The organism is Streptomyces sp. NPDC055966 (assembly GCF_042269865.1).
Taxonomy (GTDB): Bacteria; Actinomycetota; Actinomycetes; order Streptomycetales; family Streptomycetaceae; genus Streptomyces.
Map to the genome: position 1 here is coordinate 1 of NZ_JBHJYK010000016.1, position 14,263 is coordinate 14,263.

The 14,263-nt window shown below is 73.2% G+C and carries 12 protein-coding genes and 2 pseudogenes; 2 read left to right on the forward strand and 12 right to left on the reverse strand.

The window, feature by feature from the left end; genetic code table 11:
* The 3 genes and pseudogenes from ACFC8N_RS30105 to ACFC8N_RS30115 all read right to left on the reverse strand — a co-directional run.
* Window positions 1–106 (reverse strand): annotated as a pseudogene (locus tag ACFC8N_RS30105) (ABC transporter permease); the annotation flags it as partial.
* Window positions 107–273: 167 nt separating this feature from the next.
* A complete protein-coding gene (locus tag ACFC8N_RS30110) occupies window positions 274–1,236 on the reverse strand; it encodes a hypothetical protein (protein WP_376291292.1) in 963 nt (320 codons plus the stop codon).
* Window positions 1,233–2,036, reverse strand: coding sequence for a phosphatase PAP2 family protein (locus tag ACFC8N_RS30115; RefSeq protein WP_376291295.1), 804 nt, complete (start codon window positions 2,034–2,036; stop codon window positions 1,233–1,235). Before ACFC8N_RS30115 ends, ACFC8N_RS30110 begins: the two co-directional genes overlap by 4 nt.
* Window positions 2,037–2,240: 204 nt before the next feature.
* Between ACFC8N_RS30115 and ACFC8N_RS30120 the strand changes: the two genes are divergently transcribed.
* On the forward strand, window positions 2,241–2,855 hold the full coding sequence (locus tag ACFC8N_RS30120; RefSeq protein ID WP_356028232.1) for a TetR/AcrR family transcriptional regulator C-terminal ligand-binding domain-containing protein: 615 nt from the start codon (window positions 2,241–2,243) through the stop codon (window positions 2,853–2,855).
* Window positions 2,856–3,029: 174 nt separating this feature from the next.
* On the opposite strand, the gene ACFC8N_RS30125 is transcribed toward ACFC8N_RS30120, so the two are convergent.
* Entirely contained in the window at window positions 3,030–4,067 is a 1,038-nt protein-coding gene (locus ACFC8N_RS30125; protein ID WP_376291298.1) for a DUF2510 domain-containing protein, read from the reverse strand.
* Window positions 4,068–4,413: 346 nt separating this feature from the next.
* Here ACFC8N_RS30125 and ACFC8N_RS30130 point away from each other — a divergent pair, with 346 nt between their 5' ends.
* Window positions 4,414–7,098: an AAA family ATPase gene (locus ACFC8N_RS30130; RefSeq protein ID WP_376291300.1), complete on the forward strand. Its 2,685-nt coding sequence runs from the start codon at window positions 4,414–4,416 to the stop codon at window positions 7,096–7,098.
* A 101-nt stretch (window positions 7,099–7,199) separates the two neighbouring features.
* On the opposite strand, the gene ACFC8N_RS30135 is transcribed toward ACFC8N_RS30130, so the two are convergent.
* The 8 genes and pseudogenes from ACFC8N_RS30135 to ACFC8N_RS30170 all read right to left on the reverse strand — a co-directional run bounded on the left by ACFC8N_RS30135 (window position 7,200) and on the right by ACFC8N_RS30170 (window position 14,086).
* Entirely contained in the window at window positions 7,200–7,991 is a 792-nt protein-coding gene (locus ACFC8N_RS30135; protein WP_376291302.1) for an SDR family NAD(P)-dependent oxidoreductase, read from the reverse strand.
* 70 nt (window positions 7,992–8,061) lie between these two features.
* Window positions 8,062–9,198: a 3-oxoadipate enol-lactonase gene (pcaD, locus tag ACFC8N_RS30140; RefSeq protein ID WP_376291304.1), complete on the reverse strand. Its 1,137-nt coding sequence runs from the start codon at window positions 9,196–9,198 to the stop codon at window positions 8,062–8,064.
* Window positions 9,195–10,547, reverse strand: a complete 1,353-nt coding sequence (gene pcaB / locus ACFC8N_RS30145; protein WP_376291307.1) for a 3-carboxy-cis,cis-muconate cycloisomerase — start codon at window positions 10,545–10,547, stop codon at window positions 9,195–9,197. Before pcaB ends, pcaD begins: the two co-directional genes overlap by 4 nt.
* On the reverse strand, window positions 10,544–11,146 hold the full coding sequence (gene pcaG / locus ACFC8N_RS30150; protein WP_362821724.1) for a protocatechuate 3,4-dioxygenase subunit alpha: 603 nt from the start codon (window positions 11,144–11,146) through the stop codon (window positions 10,544–10,546). Before pcaG ends, pcaB begins: the two co-directional genes overlap by 4 nt.
* A 5-nt stretch (window positions 11,147–11,151) precedes the next feature.
* Window positions 11,152–11,925: a protocatechuate 3,4-dioxygenase subunit beta gene (gene pcaH / locus ACFC8N_RS30155; protein ID WP_376291621.1), complete on the reverse strand. Its 774-nt coding sequence runs from the start codon at window positions 11,923–11,925 to the stop codon at window positions 11,152–11,154.
* 48 nt (window positions 11,926–11,973) lie between these two features.
* Window positions 11,974–12,642 (reverse strand): annotated as a pseudogene (locus ACFC8N_RS30160) (3-oxoadipyl-CoA thiolase); the annotation flags it as partial.
* A 44-nt stretch (window positions 12,643–12,686) separates the two neighbouring features.
* Window positions 12,687–13,331 carry a CoA transferase subunit B gene (locus tag ACFC8N_RS30165; protein ID WP_356028251.1) on the reverse strand — a complete coding sequence of 215 codons (645 nt, stop codon included), beginning with the start codon at window positions 13,329–13,331 and terminating at the stop codon, window positions 12,687–12,689.
* Window positions 13,331–14,086 (reverse strand): CoA transferase subunit A, encoded by a 756-nt coding sequence (locus ACFC8N_RS30170; RefSeq protein WP_356028253.1) that lies wholly within the window; start codon window positions 14,084–14,086, stop codon window positions 13,331–13,333. Before ACFC8N_RS30170 ends, ACFC8N_RS30165 begins: the two co-directional genes overlap by 1 nt.
* Window positions 14,087–14,263 lie beyond the last annotated feature (177 nt).

Genomic DNA, 14,263 nt, shown 5'->3' on the forward strand with positions numbered 1-14,263 from the left:
CTCCCGATCTTTCAGAAAACACGCCGCCGAGAGCGGTTAAAATAAGCGGAGCCGCATATACGAGTGTTGCCGGGACAATAATGGATAAAATCTGCAGGAAGTCCACTTACTTCGCCCCCTTTTTCTTCAATTTATCAAGGATGAGACGGATGGCGTAGCTTGATGCCACAAACAAAATAATAATGGCGATGACGATGTCAACGACTTCAGAAGGCACCCCGGATTCAATCGGCATATTTAATGCCCCGACTTTAAGGCCGCCGTTTCGCTTGTTCAGAGCGCGGTGAGGTGTCCCGGCTGGTCGGGCTGCCGCGGCACCAGCGCCGGTTCCGCGGTCGCCGTGCCGGGCTCCAGCGCCAGCACCGCCGCCACCGGATGCTGGTCGTCGGTGGCATGCTCGGCGGCGACGCCCGGCTCGTGGGCGACCCGGGTGAGCAGGACCACGCCCCAGGCGGCGAGGACCGCTCCGGCGAGGGCCAGCAGGATGCCGGCGGGGCCGCCCTGGAGGCCCTGGCCGAGCAGGGTGAGACCGATCACCGCGGCCGCCACCGGGTTGGCGAGGGTGACCACGGCCAGCGGGGCGCCGAGGCCGCCGCGGTAGGCGGTCTGGGACAGCAGCAGCCCGCCGACGGCGAGCGCGGCGACGAGCACGGCGACGACGATCACCTCGGTGCTCAGCAGCGGAGCGGTGCGGTCGGTGGCCGCCACGGTCACCGTCTGGGTGAGCGCGGAGGCGACACCGGAGGCGAAGCCGGACGCCGTCGCGTGCCGCAGGCCCGGGCGGGCGCCGGGCCGCGACAGCAGGCCGATCGCCGCGGCCGTCGTACCGGCCACCGCCAGCGCCTCGGTCAGCGACAGCACCCGCTCGGGCGCCGGTCCGGAGGCGGTGACGAGCAGCGCGGCGAGGCCGAGCAGCGTGAGCGCCGTACCGCGCCACTCCGCCGCGCTGACCCGCCGCCCGGCCGCCCGCGCCCCGAGCGGCACGGCCGCGACCAGGGTGAGCGCGCCCAGCGGCTGGACGAGGGTGAGCGGGCCGTACTTGAGCGATACGACGTGCAGCAGCGCGGCGGCCGCGTTCAGGCCGACCGCCGACCACCAGGCCCCGGTGCCGAGCAGCCGCGGCAGCCCGGCCCCGGCGGTGCGGGCGGCGAGCCGTTCCTGGGCCACGGCGGCGAGGGCGTAGGCGACCGCCGAGACGAGCGAGAGCCCCACGGCGACCAGGGCGGCGGCGCTCATCGGCCCGCCCCCACCAGCGCGGGGGCCTCCGGGGCGAGCCGGTCCGCGCCGCGGCCGGCCGTGGTGGCCGTACGGTGCGGGGGATGGATCACGGCGAGGGCGATGCCGAGCATGGCGCTCGCCACGATCGCGTCGAACCAGTAGTGGTTGGCCGTGCCCACGATCACCACCAGGGTGATCAGCGGGTGCAGCAGGAACAGCCAGCGCCAGGGCGACCGGGTGGCCACGATCAGGCCGACCGCCACCATCAGCGCCCAGCCGAAGTGCAGCGACGGCATCGCCGCGAACTGGTTGGACAGATGGTCGCTGGACGGCGGGCCGTACACGGACGGGCCGTAGATCCTCGCCGTGTCGATCAGACCGGTGCCGGCCAGCATCCGCGGCGGGGCCAGCGGGAACGTGAACGGCAGCACCAGGGCGGCGGTGGTGACCACCGCGAGGACCCGGCGGGCCCAGATGTAGTGGGCGGGCCGCCTGACGTAGAGCCAGACGAGGAAGGCCAGCGTCGCCGGGAAATGGACGGTGGCGTAGTAGGTGTTCGCGATGCGGACCAGGGTGTCGCCGTGCAGCAGTGCGGACTGCACGGCGTTCTCGTGGGGGAGGTGCAGCGTGCGCTCCAGGTCCCACACCCGGTGGGCGTCGCGGAACGCGCCCGCGGTGTGGCCCGTGGCCAGCTGCCGGCCGAGCTTGTAGACGAGGAAGAGCCCTGCGACCAGCAGCAGCTCACGTATGAGCGCCGGGCGCGGGGTCGCGTCCGGCGGCTCCGGTTCTGCCTCTGGCGGCTCGGTTCGGGCAGTCATCCCCCGGCCCCTTCACTGACGGTGGTGCGTGGGTGGTGCGGTTGGGCCCCGGTACGGAACCGGAACTCATCGATACGTTGTCGTACCGATACGCCAGTGTACCGATACGCTTCGGTACCGGTACACTGGCGTATCGATTGATGTGCGCCACACTGGAGACACGGATTCGACGCGAGTGAGACCGCGAGCGAGAGGAAGCACCGCATGACGTCGCAGGCAGCGGACGGACCGGACACGGTCGCCGCCTCGCGCCGCTCCAAGCTCACGCCGGAGCGTGAGCGGGAGTTCTTCGACGCCGTGCTGGAGCAGATCCGCACGTGCGGGTACGAGTCGGTCACCATGGAGGGGGTCGCCGCCAGCACCCGGTGCAGCAAGTCCACTCTCTACCGGCAGTGGAAGACCAAGCCCCAGTTCGTGGCGGCCGCGCTGCGCGCCAACCGCCGGGTGCGGTTCGCCGGCATCGACACCGGGTCCCTCGCCGAGGACCTGCGCCAGGCGGCGCGGGCCGCGGGGGACTGGTCCGGCAAGGACACCAGCCTGCTCCAGGCGCTGGGGCACGCGTGGACGGCCGACAAGGAACTGGCCCAGGCGCTGCGCGAGGCGCTGGTGTACCCGGAGATCGCCGCGTTGCAGGAGATGCTCGCCCGGGGCGTGGCCCGGGGCGAGGTCCGGGCCGACCATCCGGCGCTGGAGTACATCCCGGCGATGATGTTCGGCGTGCTGCGGGTGCGGCCCGTGCTCAGCGGCCAGTACGCCGACGCCGACTATCTCGCCCGTTTCGTGGACGCCACCGTGCTGCCCGCGCTCGGGCTGACCTGAGACCCAGGCCGCCGTTCACGGGATGACTGAACGGCGACCTGCTCGCGCCGCACCGTGGGGACGGGGGCGGCGCGCACCCCCCGGCCGGGTGGGGTTCCTCTTGAGCGGAGGGGCGCCCCACCCGGCCGATCCGCGTCCGTGTTCCCAGGGTTCCCGGGCTCCCGGGCTCCCGGCTCAGACGTCCTGGCCGCTGCCGCTGCCGGACGAGACCTTGATCCCCTTCAGGATCTCGTCGATGACGGACACCTGCTGGCCGACGTCCACACCGAAGCGGACCACCACGATCTGCTGCGCGGCATTGGGCGAGGGGAAGGCGACCGACTCGACGTAGCCGTCGGAACCCTTGCTGGTGACCGCCTTCCAGCGCACCATGTAGCCCTTCTGCCCGGCCACCGTCACCGCCTGCGAGGCCAGCACCTGGTGCGAGCTGATGCTGCCGTAGGAGTCACCGCCGTAGGACTCCTTGGCGTTGGCCGCGATGTCCGCCTGGGCGACCGCCTCGGGCGTCGCGCCCTTGTTGCCCAGCGCCACTGCCGGAGCCGTGTAGGCGCCGCCCGCGGTGCAGGTCTGGGTGGAGTTGCCCGGACACTTGTAGGAGGTGTCCGAGGTCACCTGCGCGCCGACGCTGATCGACTGCCCGGTCCAGCCCTTCGGCACCGGCAGGCTGATCCCGTTGACCGCGTCCGGCACCGTGCCGCCGCCCTGCACCTTGGGCGCGGCGGACTGCCCCGGCGACGGCGCGCCACCGCCGGAGCCCCCCGAGCCGCCGGATCCGCCCGGACCGCCCGACCCACCGGAGCCGCCCGGACCGCCGCCGAACGGACCGCCCCGGCCGCCGTCCTGCCCGCCAGCGGCGCCCTGCTGCGAGCCGGCGCGATCGCTTCCGCTGCCGTTGCCGTCGTTCCTGGTCAGGGCGTAGACGCCGACCGCGATGGACGCGAGCACCGCGGCCGCCACCGTCACGGCTGTGCCGTTGCGTATCCGGCGCCGGGATCCGGACGGCGGCTCGGCGGGGTATCCCGGATACCCCGCGTACCCCGGCTGCGCGGCCGTGTCCGGCGGCGGCTGCGTCGGGGGACCCCACGCGGCGGCCGTCCCGGCGGGGCGGGTCCGGTCCGTCCAGGCCTTGCCGTCCCACCAGCGCTCGGTGGGCGGACCGTCGTTCGTCTGCCCGGGGTCGGGGTACCACCCGGGGGGAGTCACCTGCGTCATGACCCCACCGTAGGAGGCGACCGTGAAAGTGTGATGAGAGGATCTGCCGCGAACGGAACAGACCGGAATATTTCGCCTCCGATTTCTCCCGTCCTCTTGTTTCTCCTTTTCTTCGCCCCCGCCGGCGGGACGGCTCCCGGCCGGCCACGGCCGGCACCGGCATCCGGACGGCCCGGTTGACGCTCCGTCGGCTGCTGACCGGCGGTTCGTGCCGGATGCGCGTCGCCTGCCCGCACGTACTTTCACCCGGCGGGGCAACAGCTGCCCGGACCGCCCACCACGGGCCCTGCCGGACGGCTACGCTCGTGCCCTGTACGTCATTCGGGCGACCTGGGGAGGTAACGGGATGACGGAGGGACGGCCCCCGACGGCCGCCTCGGCTTCCCTGTGGGAGCGGGACGCGGAGATCACCACCGTCGCGGACGCACTCGACGTCCTGTGCGCCGACCGGTCCTCCGCGGGCAGCCTGCTGGTCTTCCGCGGCGAGGCGGGACTCGGCAAGACCGCGCTGCTCGCCGAGACCCGCCGGATCGCCGAGCGCCGGGGCTGCGACGTCTGGTCCGCGCGCGGCGCGGAGACCCTGAAGTCCGTCCCGTTCAACGTGGTACGGCAGCTCCTCCAGCCCGCCCTGCTCTCCTTACTGCCGGAAGAGGCCCGCGAGTACCTCGGCGACTGGTACGACATCGCCGGCCCCGCCCTCGGCATAGCCGAACCGCAGGAGGGCAGCGCCGACCCGCAGTACGTGTGCGACGGCCTCGTCGCCGCGGTCCGCCGGCTCGCCCGCCGCGAATGGCCCCTCGTGCTGCTGATCGACGACGCCCACTGGGCCGACCAGGAGACCCTGCGCTGGCTCGCCGCGTTCGCCGAGCGCCTGGACGACGTCTCCGTGCTCGTCGTGGTCGCCCGCCGGCCCGGCGAGGTCAGCGGGGACAGCGCCCGCCACCTCGACGACGTGGCCGCCGCCGCGGGCCGCTCCGTCAACAACCTCAGCGCCCTCACCCCGGACGCCACCGCCGGACTCACCCGCGCCACCCTCGGCCGGTACGCCGACGACGCGTTCTGCCGCGAGGTGTGGGCCGTGACCGCCGGCAACCCCTACGACACCGTCGAACTCCTCGCCAAGGTGCAGGACAGCGAAGTCCAGCCGGTCGAGTCCCGCGCCGGCGAACTGCGCGCCCTCAACCGCTCCGCCCGCGGCGGCGGACTCGTCGACCGTCTCAAGGGCCTCGGCCTGGAGGCCACCCGGTTCGCCTGGGCCGCCGCCATCCTCGGCACCTCCATCACCGTCGACATGGTCGCCCGCCTCGCCACCATGGACGACGGCATCGCCCGGCACTGCGCCGAACTCCTCTGCAGCGCCCGCATCCTCACCACGCCCGACCCGGCGGCCGGCGTCGAACGCGAGGAGGGCGAGCTGGAGTTCGTCCACCCGCTGATCGCCACCGCCGTCTACAACTCCATCCCGCCCGCCGTGTGCACCGCCATGCACGGCGTCGCCGCCCAGATCATCACCGAGCTGGGCCGGGGCGCCGCCGAGGCCGCCCGCCACCTGCTCAAGGTGCACCCGGACGACGACGAGGAACTCGTCGCCCAGCTGCGCGAGGCGGCCCGCGAACACCTCGCCGTCGGCGCACCCGACGCCGCCCGCCGCTGTCTCGAACGGGCCCTCCGGGAACCGCCGCGCCCCGACGTCCACGCCCACGTCCTGTACGAACTGGGCTGCGCCACCCTGCTGACCGCACCCGCCGTCACCATCGACCACCTCCAGTACGCGCTCGGCATTCCGGGGCTCGACGGCGAGCGGCGCGTCGACGCCGTGGTCCGCCTGTCCCAGGCACAGCTCCACAACGACCAGCTGGAGGAGGCCGTCCGCACCGTCGAGGCCGAGGCCGCCCGGCACGAACCGGGCCCCGCCCGGATGCGGCTCACGGCTGTGCAGTTCATGTGGGAGGGCATCCACGGCGAGACCGTCTCCCCGGCCCGCTCCGGGCGCCTGGCCGAACTCGCGAGCACCTGCACCGGCCGCGACAACGCCGAGCGCGCCCTGCTCATCCTGCGCGGCTTCGACGCCATGACGCACGGCGAGAGCGCCGAGGAGATCGTCGAGCTGTGCGACCGCGCCCTCGTCAACGGCCGACTCGCGCCCGGTCTCGGCTGGACCGACCAGGAGTGGGGCATCGAGCTGCTGATGATGCTCGGCAGCGCGTACGCCTACGCCGACCGGCTCGACCGCGCCGAGAGCCTGTTCGCCGAGGCCCTGCGCGCCTACACCAGCGCCGGCTGGCGCGGCGGCCATCTCTCGCTCGCCAACGCCTTCCTCGGCCTCGCCTACCGCAGACAGGGCCGCCTGCGCGACGCCGAGTCCACCCTGCGCGAGGCACTGGTCCTCGCCGAACGGGTGGGCCGCGGGCTCCCGTTGTACTGGTCGGCCACCTGCGGACTGGTCGACACCCTGCTGGCCCGGGGCCGGATCCAGGAGGCCTGGTCGATCGCCGACCAGTACGGCTTCGCGCCGCCGTACCCGTCCACGATCGTGCTGCCCGACATCCGTTCGGTGCGCGGCCGGCTGCTGCTCGCCGTCGGCCGTACCGAGGACGGCATCAACGAGCTGGAGGCCGCGGAGAAGACGGCCGCCTCGCGCGGCGGCCACAACCCGGTGTTCGCGCCCTGGTCGATCGACCTCGCCAAGGCCCTCGCCGTGCAGGACCCGCCGCGCGCCGCCCAGTTGGCGGCCGACGCCCGCCGGCAGGCCGAGCGGTTCGGCACGGACACCGCGATCGGCGAGGCCCTGCGCTGCGCCGCCACGCTGGCGACCGGCAACCGCGCGGTGCAGCTCGCCGCCCAGGCCGTCACCTACCTGGAGGCCTCACCCTGCCAGTACGAACACGCGGCGGCCCGCGTCGAGTACGGCATCGCCGCCCGCTCCCTCACGGAACTCAACCGGGGCCTGGACCTCGCCCGGTCCTGCGGGGCGGAGGGCCTGGTGGCTCAGGCGAGGGAGGTACTGGAGACGGGTCGGGGGCTGCGGTAGACGGTCGGCAGTATGCAGTCGCCGGTATGCGGTATGCGGTATGCGGTGTGGTGTATGCGCCATACTGCATACCGCATACGCCACACCGCATACCGTCGACCTCACACCGTGAGCAGCTCCTCCGTCACCGTCCTCAGCCGCTCGCGCACCTGCGGGTCGTACGTCCCTTCGTGCGCCCGGGCCGGCCGGGTGCCGTCGAAGTAACCGCCGCTGCCCGACTCCTCGGTGGCCAGCGCCAGGACGCCGGGGGCGCCGTCGGCGACCGTGTTCCACGGGGCGACGGCGCTCTCGCGGACCATGGCCGTGTCCATGAAGGTCGCGGGGTGCAGGACGTTCACCGACACCCCGCTGTCCGCCAGCTCCTCGGCCAGTGTGAACGTGTGTGCGGCAAGGGCGAACTTGCTGCGGCAGTAGGCGGACATCCCGCTGTAGCCGCGGGTGAGTTCCGGGTCGGCGAAGTCGAGCGGTTCCTGGCCGGCCGAGCCGACGTTGACGATGCGGGCCGGCGGGTTGGCGCGCAGGACCGGCAGGAGGGCGCGGGTGAGGACGACGGGCGCCAAGTAGTTCACGGCGAGCCGCAGTTCATGGCCGTCGGCGCTCAGCTCGCGGCCGGAACCGGGCGTGCCACCGCCCACCCCCGCGTTGTTGATCAGCACATCCAGCTCTGGGTGCGCCTCGGCGACCCGGGCGCCCAGCTCGGCCGCCTCGGCGAGGCGGGCCAGGTCGGCGACGAACCCCTCGGCCGTACCCTCGGTGCGCAGCTCGGCGACCAGTTGCTCGGTGCGCGCCCGGTCGCGGCCGTGGGCGAGGACGGCATGCCCGGAGCGGACCAGCTCGAAGGCGACGTAGCGGCCGAGTCCGGACGTGGCGCCGGTGATCAGAACGGTTGACATGCTGCCACCCTAGGCACGCCCCCGCGCCGCGAGAGAGGTTCTGTCGAAGCTACGACCAGCAGGGTCACCCTCAGCCCGACTCGCCTTCCTCCTCGGCGAGTTCGTCGAGCACCCGCTGGGCCGTCGCGAAGGCCGAGTTGGCGGCCGGTACCCCGCAGTACACGGCGGTCTGGAGCAGCACCGCGCCGATCTCCTCGGGTGTCAGCCCGCCCCGCCGCGCCGCCCGGACGTGCATCGCCAGCTCGTCGTAGTGGCCGTGCGCGACCAGCGCGGTCAGGGTGATCATGCTGCGCTCGCGGCGGGACAGCGTCGGGTCGGTCCAGATCTCCCCCCAGGCGTAGCGCGAGATGAAGTCCTGGAAGCGGGCGGTGAACGGGGTCTGCCGGCCCTGTGCCCGGTCCACGTGCGCGTCCCCCAGCACCTGACGGCGCACCGCCATCCCGCTCGCCGGCGGTCCGTCGAGCTGGCTGCGCAGCGCCGTCGACACGGCCCGCGGGCACTGCGCGGGAGCGAGGTGCGAGGCCCCGGGCAGCTCGACCAGTGCCGCGCCGGGCACCGCGTCGGCGATCTCCCGCAGATGCGCGGGCGGCGTCGCGGGATCCTCCCGGCCCGCCACGAGCAGCGTCGGTACGGTGATCTCGCCGAGCCGGTCGCGCAGATCGAACGCGGCGAGCGCGTCGCAGCAGGCGGCGTACGCCCGCGGGTCGGCCTCCCGGTGGTCCCGCACCAGCCGCGGCACGGTGAACCCGGGCGTGAACCAGCGCGCGTCGGCGCTCTCCACCAGCCACTCCAGTCCCTCGCGCCGCACCCGCTCCGCCCGCTCCGACCAGGCCGCAGCGCCGCCGAAGTGGGCGGAGGAGCACAGGACGGCGAGCGAGGTCAGCCGGTCGGGGTGGTGCAGGGCCAGGTGCAGGCCGACGGCGCCGCCCAGGGAGACCCCGGCGTACGCGAACCGGTCGACGCCCAGCGCGTCGGCGAGGTCCAGCACCAGCACCGCGAGGTCGCCGACGCTCGCGCCGGGGCCGATCAGGTCCGCCGCCGAGCCCCCGTGCCCGGGCAGGTCCCAGCGCACCACCCGGTGCGTGAGGGACAGCTCGGGCGCGACGGCGTCCCACAGGGCGTACGAGGTGCCCAGCGACGGCCCGAGCAGCAGCGCGGGGGCGGAAGCGGAGCCCTCCGTACGGTGGTTGAGGAGATGTGCGGTCAACGTCGCTCCAGGGCACGGTCGGTGAGGGCACCGGCGAAGCCGGTGTAGTGCGTGGGGTCGGCCAGGTCGGCCACGTCGAGATCCTTCAACTCCGGCTCTTCGGTGAGGAGTTCGGTCAGCGGCCGGTGCTCGGTGTGGGTGCGGCGGGCGAGTGCGGTGAGCAGTTCCTTCGCGCGGGCGCGGCCGAGGCGGGGAGCCAGTACGGCGGACAGCCGCTCGGAGACGATCAGGCCGTGGGTGAGGTCCAGGTTCCGGCGCATGGCACCGGCGTCCACACGCAGGCCCTCGGTGAGTTCGGCCGCGTCCCGGGCCGCGCCGCCGGTCAGCCGGAGCAGGTCGCGCAGCGGCTCCCACTCGGCGTGCCAGGCCCCGGCGGGCCGCTCGTCCCCGGCCGCGAGCGAGCCGTACAGGGTGGCCGCGAGCTGCGGTGCGCGGCGGGCGGCGGCCGCGAGGAGGGTGGCGCGCACGGGGTTGGCCTTGTGCGGCATGGCGGACGAACCGCCGCCGCTGCCCTCGGCGACCTCGCCGATCTCCGTCCGCGACAGCGTCAGCACGTCCTCGGCCGGCTTGCCCAGGGCGCCGACGGCGAAGGCCGTCGCACCGGCCAGGTCGGCGACGGGCGTGCGCAGTGTGTGCCAGGGCAACAGCGGCGCGGCAAGGCCCAGTTCGCGGGCGTACGCCTCGGTCAGCGCGGTCGCGTCCGGGGCACCGTACGCCTCGAAGGCCGCCGACGTCCCGACGGCGCCGCCCAGTTGGGCGGGCAGTGTCTGCCGTACCGCTGCGATGCGGTCGCGGGCGTCGAGGACCAGCGAGCGCCAGCCGGCGGCCTTCAGGCCGAAGGTCGTGGGGACGGCGTGCTGGGTGAGGGTGCGCCCCGGCATCGGTGTGTCCCGGTGGGCGGCGGCGAGCCGCGCGAGCGCGCGTTCGGTGCGGGCGAGGTCGTCGAGGACGAGGTCCAGGGTGCGCGCGGCGACCAGCATGGCGGCCGTGTCCAGGATGTCCTGGCTGGTGGCGCCCCGGTGGACGTACGGGCCGTACGGCTCGCCCACCGCGGCGGTCAGGTCGGCCACCAGCGGGATCACCGGATTGCCGCCGGCCCGGGCGCGCCGGGCGAGGGAGCGGACGTCGAAGCGGGCGGGGTCGGCCGCGCCGGTCACCGCGTCGGCGGCCGCGGCGGGCGCGAGGCCGAGGGCGGCCTGCGCGCGGGTGAGGGCCGCCTCGGCGTCGAGGAGGGCGCGCAGGAACGCGGTGTCGCTCGTGGCGTCCGCCGCCGCGGAACCGGCCCACCCGGGGCCGAGCAGGCCGGTGTCGCCGTCGTGGGGCTCGACTGCCGCCGGTTCAGCTGTCACTGGTACTCCAGGAAGACCGTCTCGCCTTCGCCCTGAAGGCGGATGTCGAAACGGTAGAGGCTCGCGCCCTCGTCCCCGGCGATCAGCGTGCCGCGCCGGTCGCCCACCCGGGTGAGCAGCGGGTCGGAGGCGAGCGCGGGCTCGTCGCCGGGCAGGTAGATCCGGGTGAACAGGTGGTGGAGGAGGCCGCGCGCGAAGACGCACACGCTGAGGTACGGCGCGTTGCCGCCGCGGGCGCCGGGCCGGAGAGTACGGGCGTACCAGTGGCCGTCGGCGTCCGTCTGGATCCGGCCCCAGCCGGTGAACTCCACGCCGTTGCGGCCGAGATGGGCGCCGGTGGCCGGGTCGCGCCGCAGGGTGCCGTCGACCCGCGGGACCGTGCCGTCGGGCCGCGGACCCCACACCTCGACGAGGGCGTCCGGCAGCGGCTCGCCCGCGCCGTCGAGGACGTACCCGTGGACGGTGACGGTGTCCGGGTGGCCGAGCGGCGCGATGTCCTCGCCGCCGCGGAAGGGCAGCGCGTAGCCGTAGAAGGGGCCGACCGTGTGGGACGGCGTGGGCGGCACCTGCTCCGGGCCGCTCGTGTCGATCTTCGTCATGGCGGTCAGCGTCCTTCTTCGGTCCAGGTGGCGGCCGGGCCGTCCAGCACGATGTCCCAGTGGTAGCCGAGCGAGAACTCCGGCACCGACAGGCCGTGGTCGTAGGTGGCGACCAGCCGCTGGCGGGCCGCGTCGTCCGTCACCGACTGGAGGATCGGGTCGTAGGGGAAGAGCGGGTCGTTCGGGAAGTACATCTGGGTGACCAGCCGCTGCGTGAACGCCGTGCCGAACACCGAGAAGTGGATGTGGGCCGGGCGCCAGGCGTTCACGTGGTTGCGCCAGGGGTACGGGCCCGGCTGGACGGTGGTGAAGCGGTAGCGGCCCTCGGCGTCGGTGAGGGTGCGGCCGACGCCGGTGAAGTTCGGGTCGAGCGGCGCGTCGTGCTGTTCGCGCTGATGGGCGTACCGTCCGGCCGAGTTGGCCTGCCAGATCTCGATCAGCTGCCCGCGCACCGGGCGGCCGTTACGGTCCAGCAGTCGCCCGGAGACGGTGATCCGCTCCCCGACCGGCTCCCCGGTGTGCTGCCGGGTGAGGTCGTTGTCGATCCCGGTGATGTCGCGCTCGCCGAAGGCGGGGGAGTGCAGCTCCACCAGCTCCGGGTCCGTGCCGGTGTCGATGGCGACCAGGGGCTGCCGGGGGTGCCGGAGGACGGAGGAGCGGTACGGGGCGTAGTCCCGGCGCGGGTGGTGTTCGACGGGGGCGCCGTCGGCGACACGCTTCTCGTACGCGGCGCGCTCGGCGGCGATTTCGAGGTCGATGTCCTGCTGGGTGAGAGCCATGGGGATACCTGATGCTTCCTTGGCGTAGGGGGCGCCGGAGACGCCGTGGGGCCACTCGGCGAGACGGCCGAGCACCTGGGTGGCGAAGTCCTCGTTCAGAAACTGACGGATCATCAAATAATCTTCCCGCCTTGGCGAGTGCGCGGTCGACGGCCGTCACCGGGGCGAGGTCGAAGTGGTGCGGGTCGGCCGCGCCGACGCCGGGTCGCCGGGATCCGGGGGAGCAGTCCGCGGCCGGTGGCCTTCGGGCCTTCCTCGCCGGGCCGGCGCCGCGAGGGAGGTGTCGGGGCGTACGCACGCGTCGGCGCTGACGGCGACCGGGTCGCCCGTGCCCCGCGGCACCGGACGGGCGTCAACTCGGCGTCGAACAGGCCCTGTTCCCGGGCCGTGGCCGCCTTGCGGTGGGAGGCGAGGGCGTACGCGTCCTGCTGCTCGCGCGAGATCGTGTGCTTGCCGGCGATCCGTTCGCCGCTCTCGCCGAGCGGGACGGTCCACTGGGGGTCCATCCTCGGGTCGACCATGCGCCGGCCGAGCGTCGTGGAGTACAGCTCCGCGTGTCCGGCGGGGAAGCCGGTTGACGGCCACGCCCGGTACGAAGGTCGGCAGACCCGCGAGCAGGGCGGTCGTCCGGGCCACGTTGCGGTTCTCGTCGCCGGCGCGGTTGGTGTCGCCGAGGTCGACGTCCTCGATCCGGACCGGGGCCGGCTGCGGGGTGCGGACGGCGTCGACGATGTGAACGGTGGTGAACGTGTTGACCGAGTTCACGGCAGGTTCTCCGCGATGGTCAGTTCAGCGTCGGTCCGGGCGACCGCCTCGTCCACGGTGATGCCGGGCGCGGTCTCCACGAGGACGAGTCCGTGCTCGGTGACGTCGAGTACCGCCAGATCCGTGATGACCCGGTTCACACACGCCTTCCCTGTGAGCGGCAGCGTGCACTCCTTGAGGATCTTCGGCGAGCCGTCCTTCGCGGTGTGCGTCATCACCACGATCACCTGCCGGGCGCCGTGCACCAGGTCCATCGCGCCGCCGATCCCGGTGACCAGCTTGCCCGGCACGGCCCAGTTGGCCAGGTCGCCGCCGGCGGACACCTGCATCGCGCCGAGCACGGCCACGTCGATGTGCCCGCCGCGGATCATCGCGAAGGACAGCGCCGAGTCGAAGAAGGACGCCCCCGGCAAGACAGTCACCGTCTCCTTGCCCGCGTTGATCAGATCCGGGTCCACCCGCTCGTCCGTCGGGTACGGCCCGGTACCGAGGATTCCGTTCTCCGACTCCAGCACCACCTCGACCCCCGGCGGCAGATGGTTCGGGATCAGCGTCGGCAGGCCGATGCCGAGGTTGACGTACTGCCCGTCGCGCAGCTCCCGTGCGGCGCGCGCGGCCATCTCCTCGCGTGTCCAGGCCATCAGCTGCTCACCGTCCGCCGCTCGATCCTCTTGTCCGCTGCCTGCTCGGGGGTCAGCGCCACCACCCGCTGGACGAACACGCCCGGCACATGCACCGCGTCCGGGTCGATCCCGCCGGGCTCGACCAGTTCCTCGACCTCGGCGATCGTGACCTTGCCGGCCATGGCGGCAAGGGGGTTGAAGTTCCGGGACGACTTGTTGAACACGAGGTTCCCGTGCCGGTCGCCCTTCGCGGCCCGCACCAGCGCGAAGTCGGTACGGATGGCACGCTCCAGCACGTACGCGGTGCCGTCGAACTCCCGCACCTCCTTCGGCGGGGAGGCCAGTGCGACGCCGCCCTCGCCGTCGTAGCGCCAGGGCAGACCGCCCTCGGCGACCTGGGTGCCGACCCCGGCCGGGGTGTAGAAGGCGGGGATCCCGGCGCCGCCCGCGCGCAGCCGCTCCGCGAGCGTGCCCTGCGGGATCAGCTCCAGTTCCAGTTCGCCGCCCAGGTACTGCCGGGCGAACTCCTTGTTGCCGCCGATGTACGAGCCGGTCACCCGGGCGATCCGGCCCGCGGCCAGCAGCACCGCCAGCCCGGTCTCCATCGCCCCGCAGTTGTTCGACACCACGCTGAGCGCGCCGACCCCGCGCTCGTGGAGCGCCTGGATCAGTACGTTCGGCACGCCGCTCAGCCCGAATCCGCCGACTGCGAGGGACGCGCCGTCCGGCACATCGGCCACGGCCTCCCCGGCCGTGGCGACCACCTTGTCCATCCGTGAAGCCCCATCTCGTCAATTACTCAGGGCACTGACTATTTCAGCGAGGTGCTCCTCACGCTGCCACCGGAGGAGAAGGCCGTCAAGACCCCCGTATCACCTGTAGTCATGTGCTCCGGCCGGAAGACGGATCGGCTCGTCGCCGGATATCGTTCAGTACACCGACTAATTGAC